This is a genomic window from Guptibacillus hwajinpoensis (genome assembly GCF_005144865.1).
GTDB classification, from domain to species: Bacteria; Bacillota; Bacilli; order Bacillales; family Guptibacillaceae; genus Guptibacillus; species Guptibacillus hwajinpoensis_A.
The window spans coordinates 391,840-411,539 of record NZ_SWFM01000001.1 but is presented as its reverse complement, the minus strand read 5'-3'; the positions used below and the strand labels follow the sequence as shown (position 1 = coordinate 411,539).

The following is a 19,700-nucleotide window of genomic DNA, read 5'->3' as shown; positions in this document are numbered from 1 at the left end:
AAATACATGGATAAAGAGAAACAAAAGCTAGTTACCGTTCTCGGTCCGACGGCTGTTGGGAAAACGAAGACAAGCATTGAACTTGCAAAAGCACTTAATGGTGAGATCATCAGTGGCGATTCCATGCAAATTTACAGGGGCATGGACATCGGGACGGCTAAAGTGACCACAGAAGAGATGGATGGGATTCCTCATTATTTGATCGATATTAAAAATCCTACTGACAACTTTTCAGCTGCTGAATTTCAGAAACTTGCTACAGATCTTGTTACTGATATAAATAGACGCGGGAAAGTGGCAATTATAGCTGGTGGAACAGGTCTTTATGTTAAAGCAGTCACGCATCAATATGCTTTCTCTGAAGCAAAAGAAGATCCTGAATATCGGGAGAAACTTGAACGACTTGCAGATGAAGAAGGTGCTGTAGCGTTCCATTCGAGGCTGAAAGAGATCGATCCTATAAGCTATGATCGCATACATCCGAATAATGTAAGAAGAGTCATAAGGGCACTTGAAGTCTATCACGTAACCGGTGAGCCGGTATCGACCTCAAAAGACGATCTCCCAGAACATTCTCCTTACAATCTCGTTAATGTTGGTCTTACGATGGATCGTGACTTGCTATATGATCGAATCAATAGAAGAGTGGACCTTATGATGGAGGGCGGCTTACTTGAGGAAGCGAGAGGTCTTCACGCTTCAGGTGTTCTAGAGTGTCAATCAGTGCAAGCGATTGGCTATAAGGAAATCTACCGTTTCATTGAGGGGCGCGTCTCGTATGAAGAAGCAGTGAATGAATTGAAGCAAAACTCAAGAAGGTATGCGAAACGTCAATTAACCTGGTTTCGCCATCAAATGGAGTTGGATTGGTTCGATATGACGGAGGACCGTGAAGAAAAAATACAGACAATCTTGAAAGTTGTAGCAGGAAAGTTAGCAGAAAGCTAGAAATGTAGTAAATGAATGCCTTTAGAGAAAAAGAGGAGGACTGACAATGAAGCAGCAAATTAACATCCAGGATCAATTTTTAAATCAATTGAGAAAAGACAATGTATTTGCAACGGTTTATCTGCTTAATGGATTTCAGCTAAAAGGGACAATCAAAGGATTTGATAATTTCACGATTATCCTTGAGTCCGACGGTAAACAACAACTGATTTACAAACACGCCATTTCTACTTTCGCTCCACAGCGATCAGTTGAAATAAATTTTGAGTCTGACAAGTAAAAAAACTGGTCCCTCGTTCTGATCTATGCAGGATGAGGGACTTTTTCATATCAAAATTAGGATGTTATTTGCTGCTCTTCCATGTAATCAAAATAGCGTTTCAGAGTTAAATCTGATTTCATGCCGAATTGTGTACGAAGCTGATCAATCGACAAATCGTTTTCAATGGCTCGGATAACACAAGTGCGTCTCATGTGCTGTGCTGAAACTCCTTTTCGAAGTCCAGCACGCTGGACTTCTTGTCGAATCATTTTTTGGACAGCGATTTCTGTCAGTCTCTTCGGGCGATCAACTTCATAGCTCCATCTATACGTCTGGCGCTGGAAATCAAAAGATACGAACAAAGGGTCATCACTTTTTAATCTTGGTCTTACAGGAGTAGGAATCGTATGATAATAGGAATATAGGACTTTTTTGTGTTCAACGTCAAGGTGTATGGTTCGTTTACCATACGCAGACGTGACGAGAAGTTCATTCTGTTCAAAAGAGACGTCTTTCATTGAAAGTCCACATAACTCCTGTAGTGTAAGGCCATACGAAAGGAAAAGACGAGCAATCATTAAATTGCGATCAATTAGAAACTCTCGTGCCCTTAACTGGTTTTCTGTTAGATCATCGAAAGAGACAATCGTTCCTAATAGCTTTTCGCATTCCTCCTCAAGAAGAAAATCGGTGTGAATGTACCCTGAAACATCATTTGTAGGTAGGACAACATCTTTCATTGGATTGTTCTTTGTTCGATTTAACGACATATAATAACGATATACTTGGTTTAGGACAGTCATGATCCGTTTAAGTGTTCGCTCGGAATAGTGTCGTTCTAGATGCAAGAAGCGAATGTATTCCTGAAGCCTTTCAGATGTTAACTGACGAAAGCTCTCAAAATCGACATTTCGATGATATGTCCGTAGCCAGAAGGTGAAGTCAACAAGGTCATAGCGATAACGCCTTAGGGTAGATGCTTTCCTGCCCTTGCGTTCAAGCGATTGAAGGTATTCTTCTAGAAATTCAGGAAGCGTTTGTTCAAAGAGCTCCATAATGTTGCCCCCTTCTGTTTTCTTCCATTATAACAAAGTTCACAATAGAATTTATTTCAAAGCATTTACATGATTTTGGGATTTATGGGAATACTGTAGGTACCAAATAGAAAAGGAGCGGTTGAGATGGCCTTTTTTTCAAAACAGCAGCAAGAACCGATTCCGGAAGTTGATACAGACGTGTGGTCATGTTCAGGTGGAGATTGCGCGGGCTGGATGAGGGCAGATTACTCGTTTTCTGATACGCCAGCATGTCCGTTATGTGGAGCCGAAATGATGAGTGAAGTGCGAAACCTCCCGGAAATCAAGTAAATGGAGGAATAGAATGAGTAAAATAATAGAGAAAATCATTCATAAAGCTGAACAAGTTGTTAGTATCACTAAAGCGGCAGGCAAAGGCAAGCATATGGTTCCTCAAGAAAGATTTTGTGATGTATTTAGAAAATTACCTGAAGTACAAAAGAAAGAGATAACTCATTTAAGAAGCAATTTCGTTCTATATACGCTCAATGAAGACGAAGTATTCATGAAGGTGCTTGAACGCTCCAACGGGCATGTGCTTGAAATAGATGTGGTAGAGCATGGTGATTATCTTACCCGTTATCGATCGTACCAGCACCCGAAAAGTGAACAAAAAGTAACTATACCAGAATCTTACGTTCCACGGTTTAGTTAAACACTCTATCTAGAGTGTTTTTCTTTTGGGCTTTTGTCACGAATTCTGGGCAGGTGCGTATACTATCGTGTCAGATCAAAGCGGGGTGAGCATCTTGCAGCATTCGATTACACAGCGGAAGAGTAGTCAAATTAACATAGTTCTCCGTCAAAACGAGGGCGTACAGGAAGTGGCTGATGAGGCGCTTAGTGAAGCAGCTAAAAAGCATATGCCACTTGAGCGGATTCAACAGGAAATGGAACAGCTAATAGGACTTAAAGAAATGAAATACTTACTGAAAGAAGTCTATGCCTGGCTGTATGTGAACAAGTGCAGGCAAGAGAACGGTTTAAAGCAAAATACGCAAGCGCTCCATATGATGTTCAAAGGAAATCCAGGTACAGGAAAAACAACAGTTGCTCGTCTTCTTGGTACACTTTTTCTGGAAATGAACGTACTTTCTAAAGGTCATCTGATTGAGGCAGAACGTGCAGATTTAGTAGGAGAGTACATTGGGCATACGGCTCAGAAAACGAGGGATTTGGTTAAGAAAGCTAGAGGTGGCATTCTTTTTATCGATGAAGCATATTCACTGGCACGTGGCGGAGAGAAGGACTTCGGAAAAGAAGCAATTGATACGTTAGTAAAGGCAATGGAAGACTATCATAAAGATTTTATCCTTATTCTTGCAGGTTACTCTGAAGAAATGGAGCATTTTCTTTCGTTAAACCCTGGCTTACCGTCTCGCTTTCCACTCGTTATTGATTTTCCTGACTACTCAAATGATCAGCTTCTAGAGATTGCTAGAAAGATGGCAGCAGAACGTCAATATCGCTTTTCAAAAGAAACAGAGTGGAAGTTGAAGCAAAGTTTTATTAAAAAACGTGAACGTGAAACAGCAGCTTTTAGTAATGGAAGATTTGTGAGAAATATTATTGAGAAAGCCATTAGGAAACAGGCTGTGAGACTGCTTCAAGCAAAGGTAATCGACCGGTCTTCATTAGAGCTCTTATTACCAGAAGACATCCCTGTAGAAGATTAATTGCGGTTCTGGTATGATGGGAACAGACTGATAGATAAAGGCAGGGAACGTACCTTTGAATAAAGAGCGAATCGAAGTAGCTGAACCAGCAATATTGATTGGATGTCAGCTTCAAAAATATAGTGATGAGCAGTTTGCTTATTCGATGGATGAGCTGGCTGCTTTAACAGAAACAGCAGGTGGTGTAGTTGAAGGTACTCTTTCGCAAAAACGCGAACGCATTCATTCTGCTACATTTATAGGAAAAGGGAAGGTTGAAGAGCTTTCCGAGCTAATTGAGGAAAAGGAAGCAAGTATCGTGATTTTTAATAGCGAACTTTCTCCAAGTCAACTTCGTAATCTCTCAGAAGTACTTGATGCTAGAGTTATTGACCGTACTCAGCTCATTCTTGATATTTTCGCACAGCGCGCGAGATCAAGAGAAGGTATGCTACAAGTTGAACTTGCACAGCTTCAATACATGCTTCCACGCCTTGCAGGACAAGGAACGTCCTTATCAAGGCTTGGGGGCGGTATTGGTACAAGAGGTCCAGGGGAAACGAAGCTTGAAACGGATCGACGCTATATTCGTAACCGTATTACCGACTTAAAGAAGCAGCTTGATCATACGGTGAAGCATCGAGAACAATACCGCGCAAGAAGAAAACGAAATGAAACGATGCAGGTTGCTTTAGTTGGCTATACGAACGCGGGTAAATCAACGATATTTAATCGGTTAACTAATTCAGATTCATATGAAGAGGACAAGTTGTTTGCAACACTTGATCCAATGACAAGACAGTTGAAGCTTCCTAATGGTTACAATGTACTCTTAACCGATACAGTTGGTTTCATTCAGGATCTTCCAACTACCCTTGTTGCATCATTTAAATCTACACTTGAAGAAGCAACGGAAGCCGACCTTATTCTGCACGTTATTGATGCTTCTCATCCTGATCGAGCACGTCACGAAGAAATCGTACTTAAGTTGCTAAAAGATTTAAAAGCATCTCACATTCCTGTGCTAACGGTATTTAATAAGATGGACCGTGCCGATCCTGCTGTACAAAGCAGTGTGAACGAACAAATTCATATTTCAGCTTTGAAACAATCTGACTTGATGAGTCTAAACGACCGTCTTCAAAAAGAAGTTTTGAAGCAAATGGAGTACTTCTCAATCTCGATCCAGGCAGATCAAGGCGATAAGCTTGCCTATTTACAAAGTAACACCGTCCTGTTAGAACGAAAATGGGATGAAGAGAAGGACCACTACAGATGCAAAGGCTATGCACCAGCGCATCTTTACGAACGAATCGTGAAAGAGTGGAACAACGACTAGGAGTAGACAAACATGTTTAAACATTTTACACACCAGGATGAACTAAAGAAATTATCAAGAAATGCAGAAGATAAAATTCAACCCGTTCTTCGAGAAATTGACGAACGAGTGGAAGCGAATCAGTACCGCGTGTTACAGGCATTTCATCAAAATCGGATAAGTGATTTTCATTTTACCCCATCAACAGGTTACGGCTATGACGATGATGGAAGAGATACGCTTGAGAAACTATATGCAGATGTTTTTGGTGGAGAAGCTGGCCTTGTAAGACCGCAAATTGTTTCTGGTACGCATGCGATTGCAACGGCTCTTTTCGGAGTATTACGACCTGGAGATGAGCTTCTCTATATCACGGGAGCTCCTTATGACACGCTAGAAGAAATCGTAGGGAAACGCGGGGCCGGTAATGGTTCACTAAAAGATTTTAACATTGGTTATCAAGATATTGCATTGTCTGAGGGAGCGGTTGATTACGATGCTGTTCGTGAGGCTATGACCGAACAGACAAAAGTAATTGGAATTCAACGCTCAAAAGGATACGCTAACCGACCATCATTCACAATTGATGAGATTCGTGAAATGATCGAATTCGTTAAGTCAATTAAAGAAGACGTGATTGTCTTTGTAGATAACTGTTACGGTGAATTTGTTGAGGAGTTCGAACCTTGTCACGTTGGAGCTGATTTAATCGCAGGGTCCCTTATCAAAAATCCTGGAGCAGGAATTGTCAAAACAGGTGGTTATCTCGTTGGGAGAGAGGATTTAATTGAACTTTGTGGTTACAGGTTAACGTCACCAGGAATAGGTAGAGAAGTCGGAGCTTCACTCTATTCCTTGCAAGAAATGTATCAAGGTATTTTCCTTGCACCACATACCGTAGGGCAGGCTGTGAAAGGAGCTGTTTACAGCTCGGCTCTTTTAGAAGCAGCTGGGTTTAATACAACACCACACTGGAACAGTACTAGGACGGATCTCATTCAATCTGTGCAATTCAACGATCGGGAACGCATGATAGCATTCTGTCAAGCGATACAATCTGCTTCACCAGTCAATGCACACGTCCGACCTGAACCTGCTTATATGCCAGGTTATGAAGATGATGTCATCATGGCAGCGGGCACGTTTATTCAAGGAGCAAGCCTTGAATTATCGGCAGATGGGCCACTAAGACCGCCTTACGTAGCATATGTTCAAGGTGGACTTACGTATGAACACGTTAAAATTAGTATCCTTCGAGCGGTCGATGAATTGTTAATAAAAGGTTTGATCATCGTATAATAGGGAATAAAGGCAGGGATCGAGTCGACCTCTGCCTTTTTTTTTGCTTAAAAATGATGTTAGATTATCTAACGTACTTTAACACGATGATGTGAGAGCTATAGTATATTGATAAGTAAGTGAAGAAGGAAGTGGCAATTGCGAATGCTCAATTAATTCTGAATTTTAGCATTTGTCCGTATTGTCCACGTACGGCGAGTCGATCATATACAGATATCTTATCGTTATACTCGTGCAGCTTGTCCAACGGATTCACTAAATCTTTATATTACTTAAGGAGGATTCATTTTACATGGCTAACAAATTCACGGCAGACGATATTAAAAAGATGGCGCAAGACGAGAACGTTAAGTTTATTCGATTGCAGTTTACTGACCTACTAGGGATTATTAAGAACGTAGAAATTCCAGTTGATCAGCTTGAAAAAGCTCTTGATAATAAAATGATGTTTGACGGTTCTTCAATCGAAGGTTTCGTACGCATCGAGGAATCCGATATGTATCTTTATCCAGACCTCGATTCATGGGTTGTTTTCCCATGGTCATCTGAAAAAGGAAGAGTAGCTCGTCTTATCTGTGATATTTACAGCCCAGATGGTACTCCTTTCGATGGGGATCCTCGTTCAGTGCTAAAACGCGTTCTTAAAGAAATGGAAGAGCTTGGCTTCTCTGATTTCAATATTGGACCAGAGCCAGAATTTTTCCTTTTCAAAATGGATGAGAACGGTGAGCCAACGCTTGAGCTTAACGATAAAGGCGGATACTTTGACCTTGCTCCTACAGATTTAGGTGAAAACTGCCGTCGTGATATCGTGCTTGAGCTTGAAGACATGGGCTTTGAAATCGAAGCTTCTCACCATGAAGTAGCACCTGGACAGCACGAAATTGACTTTAAATACGCTGATGCGATTACAACGTGTGATAACATCCAAACGTTTAAACTAGCAGTTAAAACAATTGCTCGTCAACATGGCTTGCACGCAACGTTCATGCCAAAGCCACTTTTCGGTGTTAACGGCTCAGGTATGCATGCGAACATGTCTCTATTCAAAGATGGGGAAAATGCATTCTACGATCCAAAAGACGAGCTTGGCCTAAGCGAAACAGCGCGTCAATTTATCGCAGGAACGATGAAGCACGCTGAAGCGTTCACAGCGGTAACTAACCCAACTGTTAACTCTTACAAGCGTCTTGTACCTGGATACGAAGCACCTTGCTACGTTGCATGGTCTCTTCGTAATCGTAGTCCGCTTATCCGTGTACCAGCATCACGCGGAATCAGCACACGTATTGAAGTACGTAGCGTAGATCCATCTGCAAATCCATATCTTGCTATGGCAGTTCTACTAGCAGCTGGCCTTGACGGAATCAAGAACAAAATGACGCCTCCAGCTCCAACTGAGCGTAATATCTACGTAATGGACAAAGACGAGCGCGTAGCGGAAGGCATTACAGACCTTCCAGCAACACTACACGATGCACTTCAATTGCTTAAGCAAGATCAAGTTATGATGAATGCTCTCGGCGAGCACGCATCAGAACACTTTATCGAAGCGAAAGAAATTGAGTGGGATATGTTCCGTACGCAAGTACACCCTTGGGAACGCGAACAGTATATGACAACTTACTAAGATAGAATGAAAAAAGCCCCTTAACACGATTGATGTGTTAAGGGGTTTTTTGTGCGAAATACTAAAAAACTTATCTGGTAGGATGGTAATAATATGGTATTGTGTTAGAGGATAGTCTATTAATATTACATATTTGAACGTTAAATCCTTCTTCGCAGTGAATGTTGTAGAAAGGAAAGTTCAATAACAAAGTAAACGATATCAGTAATACATAATAATATTATGTAATCTTGGAGGGAGCGCATGCCTGACTGGTCCTATCATGTCATGTTTAAACCATTTCTATCAAAACTAGATACCGAATTTTCAAGGGAGTTTATTCACAAATCAATGAATCGGATTGCATCCCTTCCAGGTGGGCATCACCTTATTCATTTTTTAGGAAGAGAAGAAGTGTCGGAAGAGCTAACGGTCAACATTGAAGGCTTAACGTTTTCAGGTTGTGTTGGTTTATCAGGCAAAATAGATCCACGGCTTTCTGGTTTAAAGGGGTTTAGCCATTTAGGATTTGGGTTTATTGAAATTGGTCCAATTACGAAAGAGGCATCTGAAGATCACATTAGACCATCTCGGCTTCAGGGTGAAGCGATAGCTTTTCCTTTTAATGGAGAGAGAGCAGGGCTTATTAAGACACTTCTTCTGCTAGAGCAATCGAAGTTGGAGCAACCATCTTTATTCAACATCAGAGGCACAAATGATGAGCTAATTGAAATTGCTAGAGCTTTAAAACCTTATAATGGTGCTTTTGAGATTCACTATGATGAGATAGATTCTCGTGAGTTAGATATATTGAAAATAATTAGTGATTGGAAAACTATATATATTCGAGTTCCAAGCAATAAAATAGATGGCATTGACTTGAAAAATTTCCTTCCATACATAACGGGTATTGTGCTTGATGAAGAGCAGGATTTAGATACAAATGCAAATCTCACTATACATAAGCAAGCGATTGAACATTGTAAAAAAGCATATCCTTCATTACGATTGGTGCCAGTAGGTGGAGTCAAAGAGCCAGAAGATGCCCTTCGGCTTTTAAATCATGGTGCAGATCTATTAATATTGTCTGGTGAGTATATTGAAGCTGGTCCAGGTTTACCGAAAAGAATTTATGAAGCCTTGACTGATGAGAGTGAACATATAGTTGAAAGCAGTGGTTGGAAAGAGTATTTCTTGTTTGGTTTATTCATAATGATTGGTGGCATAATTGCTCTGGTGTTAAGTCTGACCACAATTGTTTTACCTTATGATGAGAGCTTTATGCAATTATCTCGTGAGGAGCTACTGCTTTTTAATGAGCGACTACTGTGGTTTATGGCGCATGACAGGATGACCTTAGCCGGAACGATGATTTCTGGTGGAATTGTTTACATGACGTTGTCTATAAACGGAGTGAAATACGGGTTGCTGTGGGCGAAACAAGCAATTGATATTGCTGCTATTATAGGATTTCTAGGCATTCTGCTTTTCATTGGTTATGGGTACTTCGATTGGTTACATTTGCTGTTTTGGATCATTTTATTGCCTTTCTACTTGAAAGGATATGTAAAGACGAAGGGAATAAAGGGGACACCTAAATCCCTTAACCGACACAATGACTTGGCCTGGAGAAGAGGAGTATTAGGGCAATTTTGTTTTGTTATGCTTGGGTTTTCGTTTGTTCTTGGTGGCGTAATTATTTCTGGGATTGGTGTAACAGGTGTTTTTGTCCCTACAGACTTACAATACATCTGTATGCCGGCGGATACTATTCAGTCATATAATGATCGGCTGATTTCGGTCATTGCTCATGATCGAGCTGGATTTGGTGGAGCGATGATCAGTGTTGGCTTGTTAGTGTTACTGTCTGCACTCTGGGGATTCCAATCCGGGAATTCTTGGCTTTGGTGGATGTTTCTTTTAGGAGGTCTACCTGCATTTGTATCAGGTATCTTTGTACATATCATGATTGGTTATACGACGTTTATTCATTTGTTACCAGCTTACATAGCTCTAGGGCTATTTTTTGGTGGTTTATATTTTTCGCATAGCTATTTAATGCAGAAGAAAGTATAGCTTTTATTTCGTAAAACTATTTTTTCCTCATGCTAAAGTTGTAGTAAAGTTCATTCGATATTCTAAGGCTTTTACTCCTTGAAACTAATAAAATAGTTGTAAAGAGTTTAATGGATCAGGACAAAAATGCTAATTCAAGCTAACCGGAGGGAATACAAAATGAACTTTAAAGACTTTACCGCAATTCAAATTCGTATTGCTAGACCGACAGATCAATTAGAGGAGATCGTTCGTTTTTATGAATATGGTCTAGGATTAAAAAGGGTTGCTGAATTTTCAGGACATGTTGGGTATACAGGCGTAGTCTATGGTTTACCAAATCTACAATATCAATTAGAGTTCACAACACATGAACAAGGGAGTCCTTGCCCTGCTCCTACTACTGATAACTTGTTAGTTTTTTATATTTCGAATAAAGAAGAACTCGAGAAAGTAGTAGCAAGGCTTCAACAAATGGGACATGGAGAAGTTGAACCTGAAAATGTGTATTGGAAAGAGAGAGGCGTGACGATAGAAGACCCTGATGGCTGGAGAGTAGTGTTAATGAACACTGAAGGAATTTAAGGAGGTTATTCATGGATTACATACAGCACCTACGCTCTATGGTAGGGCACGAAAAAGTGATTATGGTTGTAGCGGGAGCGATGGTTTTCGATTCTGAAAATCGATTATTACTGCAGCTCCGATCAGATAGTGAGTCGTGGGGACTGCCCGGTGGTTTTATGAACTTAAACGAGTCTGTACAGGAAACAGCGCGACGAGAGGTGTATGAAGAAACGGGACTTACCTTGAAAGAAATGTCCTTGTTTGGCATTTACTCAGGACCTGATAAAGACAAGGAGTTTGCAAACGGAGATCAGGTTTCACCAGTGCAGATTCTATTTTGTTGTCAAGAGTATGAAGGGGTTTTAAGGAAAGATGCTGAATCTCGTGATATAGCGTTTTTTCACTTAAATGAACTTCCGGAAAATCTGTTTCTGGAGCATCGTATAATGATTAATGATTTATTACAGCATAAAGAACAACCGGTCATTGGTTAGGGAAGGAAGTGGAATGATGAGTGCAAGGAAAGTAAGCGTTTATATCGCTACAAGTGTTGATGGTTATATTGCAACTGAGAATGACTCGCTTGACTGGCTCTTTCGATCAGAGCCAGAAGGTGACGCTGGGTATGCGGAATTTTATGAAACGGTCGACACGATCATAATGGGACGACGAACGTACGACTGGGTGATGGAACAGGTGAAAGGTAAGTACCCATATGAGGAGAAGAAGTCCTACATTTATACTTCTAGCCCTAAAGAGAACGAATCTAATATCACCTTCACGAGCGAGGAACCGTCTACTCTTATCGACCGGATAAAGAAGGATGATGATGGAACGATCTGGCTCGTGGGTGGCGGGGCGCTCATCAATGACTTTCTTCAGAATAATCTTATAGATGAGTTTATAATTTCAATAGCGCCTGTATTAATTGGAAAAGGTATTCCACTTTTCAAGAACAGTGAGATGGAGCATGATCTCGAGTTAACGGAAGTTCGGCGTTATGGACAGTTCGCACAGCTTTATTATCAGATTAAGAAAAGCTAACAATTATGCACCTATTCTGATCAAAATAGGTGTTTTTTTATTTGCTAAGGCTACAGAGCCCTTATGTAAAACGTATCCGTCTTAAGGTGTAGAGAGAATGTCACACTTTTTAACGTATTTAAGAAACCATCTCCTTCAATGGAATCAATTTCGGATTAAATTATTATAATAGTTTGAAAAATGAAGCCTTCCATATCTACAATAAATGTGTAGTTTCAACTAGAATGGGAGGAAATGACGTATGGAAGATCTGAATTGGAAATGGGGATTTGTTCTTTTACTTATAGGTGTAATGACGTTCACATTTATGCCTACTAATGGGAGCGCGAAGAGTGATTGCTTTAATTCTGATGTAGCTTTAACGCCAGAGGAACAGCGAATTGAAGACGGGGCACCAATCCCACAGCAAATAATGAGCGACGCAGAATTCACGACATTTGCAGATGAATTTAAAGAAGATCTATGTAAAGCAAAAAACCTCAAAAAAGCTCAAAAAGTAATTGAAAAACACGGAACAGAATTATGGAAAACTGCGGTAGATGGTGCGCAGAGAGAACGTACAAACCTAGGTAATCTTGATCGTTATGATGATCGCCCATTGTATTGGACTCGGCTACATATGACTTCAGCTTTACGTCAGTGGGAACCTGATTACACAGTTTCTGAGAAAGAGCGGGAAGAGCTAATGAATAAGCTTGAGTACACTTCAAGAGGCATTACATCTATTGATTTTCCGAAGGGAAAAGGAGTAAAGCGCATTCTCGTTAGTGGTTTTGATCCTTACCGTCTCGAACAGGAATTTAGAAGATCTAATCCATCTGGCGCTGCTGCGCTTCAGCTTGATGGCAAAATGATTATGACAAATGATGGACCTGCATTCATTCAAACAGCGAATTTTCCAGTTCGTTGGGATGACTTTGAAGAAGGAATCGTGGAGGACACATTCGGACCTTATTTAAAGGAGAGTAAAGAGCAGGTGGATTTAATGATGACGATCAGCCAGGGTGGACCCCGTATCATGGCGATTGAAGGGTTTGCTGGACGCTGGCATACGGGTGTGGGGAATAACCTTGAAAATCGATCAGAAGTAATTCCTGTAGTAAATGATTGGGAAATGCCTGAGAAACTGCCTGAATTTATTGAGACAACCTTACCGTATGCAGAGATGATTGCTGCTAAAACTGAACCCTGGCCAGTGAAGCGAAATGATGAAGTTTGCGAATGGCTAGCTCCAGAGTATCGTGATCAACCTTACGAATGTCATGATGGTGGTCCTACTCAGGATTCCAAAGCACGTAAAGGCGGTGGGGGAAGCTACTTATCAAATGAAAGTATGTATAGATCGAATCGTGTGAGAATTGGAGTAGGGGCGGTTGATATTCCTGGTGGTCATTTGCACATTGCTGCACAGGAATATTATCCTGAAGATCCTGATGTCTATATAACTGAAGAATTTATTAACTTCCGTAAAAACACTGTTGATCAAACCGTTGAATTGGTTTCAGCCGCCGCTAAGGCTGCAGAGAAATAAAGAGAGAAGTGAACAGAGAGTGAAGCATATAGTTTCCTAAAGGCCTCCGTCTTGGATGAATACCTTATGAATGATTTTAGAAATGTCCTGTGAAATGGTACAGGACATTTTGATTTTTTTCAATCCTTTGCACGATATTTTGATTGGAGAATTACGTTCGGGAGGTTATCATTATAAGATATTTTGAGCAAATATAAGAAATGGTTAGTTTTCTAGAGTAATCACTACTAATATTTACACCTTATTGTGGATTTAACGCTTCGATAGACAGATTATTCATCAACCTGTCTATCGAAGCGTGTTGTTAAAGAGATTTATCTTTTGGGAATTTGAATCAGTGGAAGGGCATTGATTTCATTTAGATATTGTCTTGGAGTTCCATAGTAGAGTGTCTGTTTGTATTCAGGGTAAGTGGAGTCGAAATAAATATAAATAGGAGCATCTAGTAATGCTGAGTGAGCAGCAAAGAAAGGTCGATCTCCATAAGTCATGCCCTTAAGTGCTGTGCCCATTTCTTGTCTGAATACCTTGAATCGTATCATGGAAGCTGATTTATTCTTGTTTCTTAAATCAACCTGTACTTTTCCTGATAAATACAAAAGTCCATTTTTATCTCTTTTCCATTCAGCTATCACTTCATCTCTCATGGTTTGATTGATAGCTTCTACATCAAATACATACCCTATACTTGAAAACAATTCTCCAGTAATATCCGAATGAGTAAGGGTGTATTTCCTTCCCTCCACCGGTTGTATTTCTGTTGTTGGGTGAATGAGTTTAACAAAAAATTTCTGAGGATTAAAAGAAGACATTGAATTCACCTTTTTTCTAAATAATGTAAATTGAATATTTTAGAGATATGAGATTTTGTCATTCTTCTAAGTGCACACAGCCTCAACACAATAGTAACCATTCATATCAAATATTGTATGGAAGCATTTCCTTATTCGAGTGGGCTTTTACCTACTATCCATCCAATGACACACAAAAAGCTGACAAATCCCTATGGAATCAATCAGCTTTTGTTAGTAATCCAACGTGGCTTGAATTGTGCTTTTTTTGTTTGAAAAAAGAAGCGCGGTATGCGCTTCTAGTGGATTGAACGAAAGACACCAACAACTTTACCAAGAATGGAAACGGAATCTAGAATGATTGGCTCCATTGATGAGTTCTCCGGTTGAAGACGGAAGTAATTGCTTTCTTTAAAGAAACGCTTAACTGTTGCTTCACCTTCATCAGTCATCGCAACAACAATATCCCCATTGTTTGCAGTTGGTTGTTGTTTCACAATCACCATATCTCCGTTATAAATACCAGCTTCAATCATACTGTCCCCTTCAATGACAAGAATGAATGTATGCTCTTCATCTTGTGCAAACTGTTCAGGAAGTGGGAAATATTCTTCTACATTTTCAATCGCAGTGATCGGTTGACCTGCAGTAACTTTACCGATAACAGGAACGTTAACAGTGTGCTGGCGAGGAATATCAATTGCTTCCTCTAGTCCAAGCACTTCAATTGCTCTAGGTTTTGTAGGGTCACGACGAATGTAACCTTTTTTCTCGAGTCTTGCCAGGTGGCCATGGACAGTTGAGCTTGAGGCAAGTCCAACAGCTTCGCCAATTTCTCTTACAGAGGGTGGATAACCCTTTTGCTTCACTTCGACTTTAATAAAGTCCAGAATGTCCTGTTGACGCTTTGATAGTTTCATATATCTGGCACCTCGTTCCAATCTATCTATTTGTTAGTAGTATACCAGAATTTTTGTTCGCATACAAACATAAGTTCGAAGATATTAGTTGACACGAACAGGGGTTCTTATTATACTGAAAACAGAACAAATATTCGTATATGGGGTGATTGGGATGAGAAAGCAAGCTGGGGGCTTGTCTGGAATTGATTTTCTTGTCATTATATCTTTTGTAGCTGTGTTAATTATTGTGTTCATGTCATTGCGAACGGCTGCAGCTGAGGAATACGATCGTTACACGACCATTGAATTGGAGCAAGGTGATACTGTTATTGAACTTGCGAAAGAGTATCGTAACGCGCATGATTTGTCTGATCGTAAGTTTATCAGTTGGGTTGAGAAAGTAAATCGCATTAATGCAAACAAAATTACAGCAGGAGATACTCTCATCATCCCTGTTGAAGCGAACGCTACCGCACTTGGGGGTATAGAATAAAGTATGAACGCAATTATTTATTGTCGGGTAAGCACGAAGAAAGAAGCGCAGGAGTCTTCCCTTACAAGACAAAAGGAAGAGCTGCAGAAATTTGCAACAGAGTCGGGATTTACGGTATATAAAATGATCGAAGAAAAGCACAGCGGATATGACATTGATCGAAATGGCATACTTGAGGTGCTTGATTTGTTGAAAGAAGGATATGCCGAGGCTTTGCTAATCCAGGATGAGACAAGACTTGGAAGAGGGAATGCCAAAATTGCACTGTTACATGCAGTTCATAAATATGGGGGCACGATCTATACAGTGAATCAAAACGGTGAACTGCAATTATCTGAAGCTGATTCAATGGTGCTTGAAATTGTAAGTATTGTTGAAGAGTTTCAAAGGAAGCTTCACAATTTAAAAATTAAACGTGGCATGGACAAAGCTGTGAAAGAAGGCTATCGACCACAGCGTAATCTCAGTCATCAAAGTAACGGTGGAAGAGAGCGTGTAGAGGTTCCGATTGAAGAAATCGTCAACTTACGTAATAGAGGACTAACATTTAATGAAATAGCAGCTACGTTAAAAGGATTTGGTCATAATGCGTCAAAAGCAACTGTACATAGACGTTATCAAGAGTTTGTTGACCAAGGGGAGGAAAGGCACTAAACTTGTCTATGTGCAACATTTACGTTAGCATAAAAGATACAAGTTGCAGTAAAGGAGCTATTTAACATGCTTTCACAAGATAAAATTCAAAGAATTAATGAGTTGTCACGGAAATCCAAAGAGTCTTCATTAACTGAAGCCGAAAAGAAAGAGCAGAAAGAACTTCGTCAGGAGTACCTAAAGAGTCTACGCTCTTCTTTTGACAACCAGCTACATTCGATCAAGGTAGTTGATGAAGAAGGTACTGATGTGACTCCAAATAAATTAAAAGAAAGCAAGAAAAGTCGCCGCTTTCTTCAGTAGAAAATAGCCTAATTTTGCGAAAAGCGAAATTAGGCTATTTTTATGGTTGCAATTTTTTGAATTTTCGTTATACTGTACTATAACAAGATGTACTAATACAAAAAACGGAGAGGGCGGATAAGATGTTTGTAGTAACGGACTCAGCAGCAGAATTTTATAAGAATGAAATGGAACTTAGAAACGGTGACTGCTTGAGGTTGTTTGTACGCTATGCTGGAAGTGGAGATAGTGGCGGATTTTCCCTTGGTGTCATGTCAGACCGGCCTTCATATGAAGATTATAAGCAAGAAATTGATGGAGTTACTTACTTTGTACGACCGGATGATCAGTGGTTTGTTGATCGAATGAAGCTTGATTATGATGAGAGCTGCGGAGGCGTTCTTTGCGACTTGCCGAGTATGGCATAACAAATTGAACCTGTACTATAACATTTATGTTATAGTACAGGTTTTTGAATTTCGACAAAACTAGTGGAGTCGCGCTACATGCATAGACAACGATTTTGATGAGACTGGTGTATACTATCTTTCATAATCAGGCTTTGTCTGACAGGGGGAAGTGTATGAGGCACTACGAGATGTATTTCATTAAGCAAGAGGTTGCTTCTCAATATGCTGGTAAGGAAACCCTTTTGTATCAACTTTTTTTAGAAAGAAAGCGTGCCTTATTTGTGGAAGAGAAGTCTCTATTAGATAAACAGGTAACCTTTATTACAGAGCCTGTTTGTGAAGAGGAAATGAATAAGTATATTGTGAATGAACTAGGTGGTTTTCGAACCTATGAGTTTAGAAATGACGGTCATAGGCTAACGATCAAGCAATCTCAGAGTGACGCTTCCTTATTTGTAAGACGTGAAAAGTTGAATTTATATTCCAGCGGTTCCAACGATGCTGAAACCGTTTTTTTTGAAGTGATTCGTAAATTAACTCCTTCCTTCTTTGCGATTGACTTCCAATCTGGTCGTTATGGCTGGCTTAACCCGGTAAAACAACAAAAGCTAGTTTAAACAAACTCCTACTATTTTAATAGACGTTATTGTATAATCATTACGGGTTGTAGTACACTATTGGAAGAGAAAGAATAAGGAGGAAATCTAGAATGTGGTGGATGTACACGATTGTGGGCGTTCTAGCGTTGATTGCTGGAGTAGCACTTGGCTTTTTTATTGCCCGCAAGTATATGATGGACTATTTAAAGAAGAATCCCCCAATTAATGAGAATATGCTGCGTGTTATGATGATGCAGATGGGGCAGAAACCTTCTCAGAAGAAAATCAATCAGATGATGAAGGCTATGAATAGTCAAATGAATACAAACGATAAATAAAGCACGAGCACTCTGGTTGCAGAGTGCTTTTTGTATGGATTGATTTTGGTTGACGGGTCTAATTGGTGAGATGGTATGATAGATTAGAATATAAAACAATCAGGAAGTGTTGATATGACAATGAAGAATCTATTTATTGCAAGTGGGTTATCTTTGGCTCTACTTGCGGGATGTCAAGCAAATGATTCCAATCAAGAAGCCGATCAAACGACGAATCAGAATCAAAGTAATGACCAAACGAATACCACGTCTAAAGAAACGAATAACATTAGCAACAGCACAAATAGTGAAGATCAGGACAACAATGCTAAGAATAATGAAGATCAAGAATACAATAGCAAGCAGAGTGACGCTAAAGAGAGTGAAGAGAATAACAAAGCGGATCAGAGTAACCAAGCCGCTTATCCTACTATGGCTGAAACCGTCACTGAAAATAATGGTCAGCTCACTGTAACGAACCCAGACAGTATTTACGTTGTTGCGAATAAGGAGCGGAATTTACCTGCTGACTTTGTCCCAGAAAACCTCGTTGAGCCAGACGTTGCTTCTTATGCACCACAAGGTGATCCGAAGCGATTAATGGTAAAAGAAGCAGCGAATGCCCTTGAAGAGATGTTTGCTGCTGCAAAAGAAGAGGGTTATGAGTTAAAAGCTGTATCAGGTTATCGCTCTTATGATCGCCAGGAAGCCATTTTTGCTTATAATGCTGATCGCTATGGTAAAGAGAAAGCGAATCAGGTTAGTGCTCAGGCAGGACAAAGTGAACACCAGACAGGTTTAACAATGGATATTAGTACTCCATCCATTGGCAGTTCACTAACTGAAGAATTTGGGAACACGCCTGAAGGGAAATGGGTCGCTAAGAATGCATACAAATATGGCTTTGTTGTTCGTTACTTAAAAGGTAAAGAAGAGATAACAGGTTATCAATATGAGCCATGGCACGTTCGATATGTTGGTAAAGAAGCAGCAAAAGATATTCAGGAAGCTGGCTATACGCTCGAAGAATTTTTTCCAAATAAGAAATAGTTGATGAATGTTCATAGTACGAACGCATAATATCGATTACAATGTAGGTTGGAATGGTGATTACATGCACATGCTATAATGACCGTGTGCATTAGACAGGGAGTAATGCAATGGCAGATTTGAACTTGTTTTTAGCGTTCGGTGCCGGTTTCCTATCGTTTATCTCGCCGTGTGTCTTGCCGCTTTATCCGGCATTTATTTCTTACATCACTGGTGTGTCAGTTGACGATTTAAAAGAAGATCGTGGAATGATGCAGCGACGAGCAATTTTCCACACGATTTTCTTCTTGTTTGGATTCTCAATCATTTTCCTTGTGTTGGGCATGTCTACAACGCTAGTTGGAAATTTGTTTATCCAGTATAAGGAGCTTCTGCGTCAAGTAGGGGCTATCCTTATTGTCGTGTTTGGTCTCGTCGTTGTAGGATTCTGGAAACCGTCATTTCTTATGAAAGATAGGCGTTTAACGATTCGCAACCGCCCAACCGGATTTATAGGCTCAGTTCTTATTGGAATAGGGTTTGCCGCAGGATGGACACCGTGTACTGGACCGATCCTAGCAGCTGTAATCGCTCTTGGTGTTTCGAATCCAGATGCTGGATTCATGTACATGGTAGCCTACACGCTTGGTTTTTCTGTTCCATTTTTCATTCTCTCCTTTTTTATCGGACGAATGCAGTGGATTAAGAAAAACAGTCGATTCATTATGAAGGCTGGCGGGTATTTAATGATAGTGATGGGCGTTTTGTTATATTTCAACTTTATGACAATGTTCACATCATTTCTCGTTAATAACCTCTTTAATGGATTCCAAGGATTTTAAGCTGGAAAGGATGCTGT

At 40.1% G+C, this 19,700-nt stretch carries 24 protein-coding genes; 21 read left to right on the top strand and 3 right to left on the bottom strand.

Going from position 1 to position 19,700, the window contains the following annotated elements; translation table 11 throughout:
* Positions 1-6: 6 nt before the first annotated feature.
* Positions 7-948 (top strand): tRNA (adenosine(37)-N6)-dimethylallyltransferase MiaA, encoded by a 942-nt coding sequence (miaA, locus tag FBF83_RS02060; protein WP_136946456.1) that lies wholly within the window; start codon positions 7-9, stop codon positions 946-948.
* Positions 949-994: 46 nt separating this feature from the next.
* The gene (gene hfq, locus FBF83_RS02055) at positions 995-1,228 is read left to right on the top strand and encodes an RNA chaperone Hfq (protein WP_136945479.1); all 234 of its coding nucleotides are present in this window, start codon (positions 995-997) and stop codon (positions 1,226-1,228) included.
* Positions 1,229-1,284: 56 nt separating this feature from the next.
* Here hfq and FBF83_RS02050 read toward each other — a convergent pair whose 3' ends face one another.
* A complete protein-coding gene (locus FBF83_RS02050) occupies positions 1,285-2,265 on the bottom strand; it encodes a tyrosine-type recombinase/integrase (protein ID WP_136945478.1) in 981 nt (326 codons plus the stop codon).
* A 126-nt stretch (positions 2,266-2,391) separates the two neighbouring features.
* Here FBF83_RS02050 and FBF83_RS02045 point away from each other — a divergent pair, with 126 nt between their 5' ends.
* From FBF83_RS02045 to FBF83_RS01995, 11 genes are all read left to right on the top strand, one after another.
* Positions 2,392-2,577: a cold-shock protein gene (locus tag FBF83_RS02045; RefSeq protein WP_048309742.1), complete on the top strand. Its 186-nt coding sequence runs from the start codon at positions 2,392-2,394 to the stop codon at positions 2,575-2,577.
* A 13-nt stretch (positions 2,578-2,590) separates the two neighbouring features.
* Positions 2,591-2,941: a hypothetical protein gene (locus FBF83_RS02040; RefSeq protein WP_136945477.1), complete on the top strand. Its 351-nt coding sequence runs from the start codon at positions 2,591-2,593 to the stop codon at positions 2,939-2,941.
* Positions 2,942-3,035: 94 nt separating this feature from the next.
* The gene (gene spoVK / locus FBF83_RS02035; protein WP_420875113.1) at positions 3,036-3,962 is read left to right on the top strand and encodes a stage V sporulation protein K; all 927 of its coding nucleotides are present in this window, start codon (positions 3,036-3,038) and stop codon (positions 3,960-3,962) included.
* Positions 3,963-4,017: 55 nt separating this feature from the next.
* Positions 4,018-5,280 (top strand): GTPase HflX, encoded by a 1,263-nt coding sequence (gene hflX / locus FBF83_RS02030; RefSeq protein ID WP_240687954.1) that lies wholly within the window; start codon positions 4,018-4,020, stop codon positions 5,278-5,280.
* A gap of 12 nt (positions 5,281-5,292) precedes the next feature.
* On the top strand, positions 5,293-6,558 hold the full coding sequence (locus FBF83_RS02025) for an aminotransferase class I/II-fold pyridoxal phosphate-dependent enzyme (protein WP_136945476.1): 1,266 nt from the start codon (positions 5,293-5,295) through the stop codon (positions 6,556-6,558).
* A 292-nt stretch (positions 6,559-6,850) separates the two neighbouring features.
* Positions 6,851-8,188, top strand: coding sequence for a type I glutamate--ammonia ligase (gene glnA, locus FBF83_RS02020; protein WP_136945475.1), 1,338 nt, complete (start codon positions 6,851-6,853; stop codon positions 8,186-8,188).
* A 243-nt stretch (positions 8,189-8,431) separates the two neighbouring features.
* Positions 8,432-10,243, top strand: a complete 1,812-nt coding sequence (locus FBF83_RS02015; RefSeq protein WP_136945474.1) for a dihydroorotate dehydrogenase — start codon at positions 8,432-8,434, stop codon at positions 10,241-10,243.
* 159 nt (positions 10,244-10,402) lie between these two features.
* Positions 10,403-10,807 (top strand): VOC family protein, encoded by a 405-nt coding sequence (locus tag FBF83_RS02010; protein ID WP_136945473.1) that lies wholly within the window; start codon positions 10,403-10,405, stop codon positions 10,805-10,807.
* Between the two features lie 11 nt (positions 10,808-10,818).
* Positions 10,819-11,283 carry an NUDIX hydrolase gene (locus FBF83_RS02005; RefSeq protein ID WP_136945472.1) on the top strand — a complete coding sequence of 155 codons (465 nt, stop codon included), beginning with the start codon at positions 10,819-10,821 and terminating at the stop codon, positions 11,281-11,283.
* 16 nt (positions 11,284-11,299) lie between these two features.
* A complete protein-coding gene (locus tag FBF83_RS02000) occupies positions 11,300-11,833 on the top strand; it encodes a dihydrofolate reductase family protein (protein WP_240687953.1) in 534 nt (177 codons plus the stop codon).
* Between the two features lie 241 nt (positions 11,834-12,074).
* Complete coding sequence (locus FBF83_RS01995; RefSeq protein ID WP_136945470.1) at positions 12,075-13,364, top strand: pyroglutamyl peptidase; 1,290 nt, start codon at positions 12,075-12,077, stop codon at positions 13,362-13,364.
* Between the two features lie 314 nt (positions 13,365-13,678).
* Here FBF83_RS01995 and FBF83_RS01990 read toward each other — a convergent pair whose 3' ends face one another.
* Positions 13,679-14,176: a staygreen family protein gene (locus FBF83_RS01990; RefSeq protein WP_136945469.1), complete on the bottom strand. Its 498-nt coding sequence runs from the start codon at positions 14,174-14,176 to the stop codon at positions 13,679-13,681.
* 278 nt (positions 14,177-14,454) lie between these two features.
* Positions 14,455-15,075: a transcriptional repressor LexA gene (gene lexA / locus FBF83_RS01985; protein ID WP_136945468.1), complete on the bottom strand. Its 621-nt coding sequence runs from the start codon at positions 15,073-15,075 to the stop codon at positions 14,455-14,457.
* A 154-nt stretch (positions 15,076-15,229) separates the two neighbouring features.
* On the opposite strand from lexA, the gene yneA reads away from it, so the two are divergent.
* The 8 genes from yneA to FBF83_RS01945 all read left to right on the top strand — a co-directional run bounded on the left by yneA (position 15,230) and on the right by FBF83_RS01945 (position 19,683).
* Entirely contained in the window at positions 15,230-15,550 is a 321-nt protein-coding gene (gene yneA, locus FBF83_RS01980; RefSeq protein ID WP_136945467.1) for a cell division suppressor protein YneA, read from the top strand.
* A 3-nt stretch (positions 15,551-15,553) separates the two neighbouring features.
* A complete protein-coding gene (locus FBF83_RS01975; RefSeq protein ID WP_136945466.1) occupies positions 15,554-16,204 on the top strand; it encodes a YneB family resolvase-like protein in 651 nt (216 codons plus the stop codon).
* Positions 16,205-16,270: 66 nt separating this feature from the next.
* Complete coding sequence (locus FBF83_RS01970; protein ID WP_136945465.1) at positions 16,271-16,507, top strand: DUF896 domain-containing protein; 237 nt, start codon at positions 16,271-16,273, stop codon at positions 16,505-16,507.
* Positions 16,508-16,629: 122 nt separating this feature from the next.
* A complete protein-coding gene (locus FBF83_RS01965; RefSeq protein ID WP_136945464.1) occupies positions 16,630-16,914 on the top strand; it encodes a HesB/YadR/YfhF family protein in 285 nt (94 codons plus the stop codon).
* A gap of 155 nt (positions 16,915-17,069) precedes the next feature.
* Positions 17,070-17,513, top strand: coding sequence for a sporulation inhibitor of replication protein SirA (gene sirA / locus FBF83_RS01960; RefSeq protein WP_169525144.1), 444 nt, complete (start codon positions 17,070-17,072; stop codon positions 17,511-17,513).
* 92 nt (positions 17,514-17,605) lie between these two features.
* A complete protein-coding gene (locus tag FBF83_RS01955; RefSeq protein ID WP_048309696.1) occupies positions 17,606-17,833 on the top strand; it encodes a YneF family protein in 228 nt (75 codons plus the stop codon).
* A 114-nt stretch (positions 17,834-17,947) separates the two neighbouring features.
* On the top strand, positions 17,948-18,862 hold the full coding sequence (locus tag FBF83_RS01950) for a M15 family metallopeptidase (RefSeq protein ID WP_136945462.1): 915 nt from the start codon (positions 17,948-17,950) through the stop codon (positions 18,860-18,862).
* A gap of 110 nt (positions 18,863-18,972) precedes the next feature.
* Positions 18,973-19,683, top strand: coding sequence for a cytochrome c biogenesis protein CcdA (locus FBF83_RS01945; RefSeq protein WP_136945461.1), 711 nt, complete (start codon positions 18,973-18,975; stop codon positions 19,681-19,683).
* The last annotated feature ends 17 nt before the right edge of the window (positions 19,684-19,700 follow it).

Coding starts and splice junctions, on each gene's coding strand:
- miaA (WP_136946456.1), top strand. CDS start 7: ATGGATAAAGAGAAACAAAAGCTAGTTACCGTTCTCGGTCCGACGGCT.
- hfq (WP_136945479.1), top strand. CDS start 995: ATGAAGCAGCAAATTAACATCCAGGATCAATTTTTAAATCAATTGAGA.
- FBF83_RS02050 (WP_136945478.1), bottom strand. CDS start 2,265: ATGGAGCTCTTTGAACAAACGCTTCCTGAATTTCTAGAAGAATACCTT.
- FBF83_RS02045 (WP_048309742.1), top strand. CDS start 2,392: ATGGCCTTTTTTTCAAAACAGCAGCAAGAACCGATTCCGGAAGTTGAT.
- FBF83_RS02040 (WP_136945477.1), top strand. CDS start 2,591: ATGAGTAAAATAATAGAGAAAATCATTCATAAAGCTGAACAAGTTGTT.
- FBF83_RS02025 (WP_136945476.1), top strand. CDS start 5,293: ATGTTTAAACATTTTACACACCAGGATGAACTAAAGAAATTATCAAGA.
- glnA (WP_136945475.1), top strand. CDS start 6,851: ATGGCTAACAAATTCACGGCAGACGATATTAAAAAGATGGCGCAAGAC.
- FBF83_RS02015 (WP_136945474.1), top strand. CDS start 8,432: ATGCCTGACTGGTCCTATCATGTCATGTTTAAACCATTTCTATCAAAA.
- FBF83_RS02010 (WP_136945473.1), top strand. CDS start 10,403: ATGAACTTTAAAGACTTTACCGCAATTCAAATTCGTATTGCTAGACCG.
- FBF83_RS02005 (WP_136945472.1), top strand. CDS start 10,819: ATGGATTACATACAGCACCTACGCTCTATGGTAGGGCACGAAAAAGTG.
- FBF83_RS02000 (WP_240687953.1), top strand. CDS start 11,300: ATGAGTGCAAGGAAAGTAAGCGTTTATATCGCTACAAGTGTTGATGGT.
- FBF83_RS01995 (WP_136945470.1), top strand. CDS start 12,075: ATGGAAGATCTGAATTGGAAATGGGGATTTGTTCTTTTACTTATAGGT.
- FBF83_RS01990 (WP_136945469.1), bottom strand. CDS start 14,176: ATGTCTTCTTTTAATCCTCAGAAATTTTTTGTTAAACTCATTCACCCA.
- lexA (WP_136945468.1), bottom strand. CDS start 15,075: ATGAAACTATCAAAGCGTCAACAGGACATTCTGGACTTTATTAAAGTC.
- yneA (WP_136945467.1), top strand. CDS start 15,230: ATGAGAAAGCAAGCTGGGGGCTTGTCTGGAATTGATTTTCTTGTCATT.
- FBF83_RS01975 (WP_136945466.1), top strand. CDS start 15,554: ATGAACGCAATTATTTATTGTCGGGTAAGCACGAAGAAAGAAGCGCAG.
- FBF83_RS01970 (WP_136945465.1), top strand. CDS start 16,271: ATGCTTTCACAAGATAAAATTCAAAGAATTAATGAGTTGTCACGGAAA.
- FBF83_RS01965 (WP_136945464.1), top strand. CDS start 16,630: ATGTTTGTAGTAACGGACTCAGCAGCAGAATTTTATAAGAATGAAATG.
- sirA (WP_169525144.1), top strand. CDS start 17,070: ATGAGGCACTACGAGATGTATTTCATTAAGCAAGAGGTTGCTTCTCAA.
- FBF83_RS01955 (WP_048309696.1), top strand. CDS start 17,606: ATGTGGTGGATGTACACGATTGTGGGCGTTCTAGCGTTGATTGCTGGA.
- FBF83_RS01950 (WP_136945462.1), top strand. CDS start 17,948: ATGACAATGAAGAATCTATTTATTGCAAGTGGGTTATCTTTGGCTCTA.
- FBF83_RS01945 (WP_136945461.1), top strand. CDS start 18,973: ATGGCAGATTTGAACTTGTTTTTAGCGTTCGGTGCCGGTTTCCTATCG.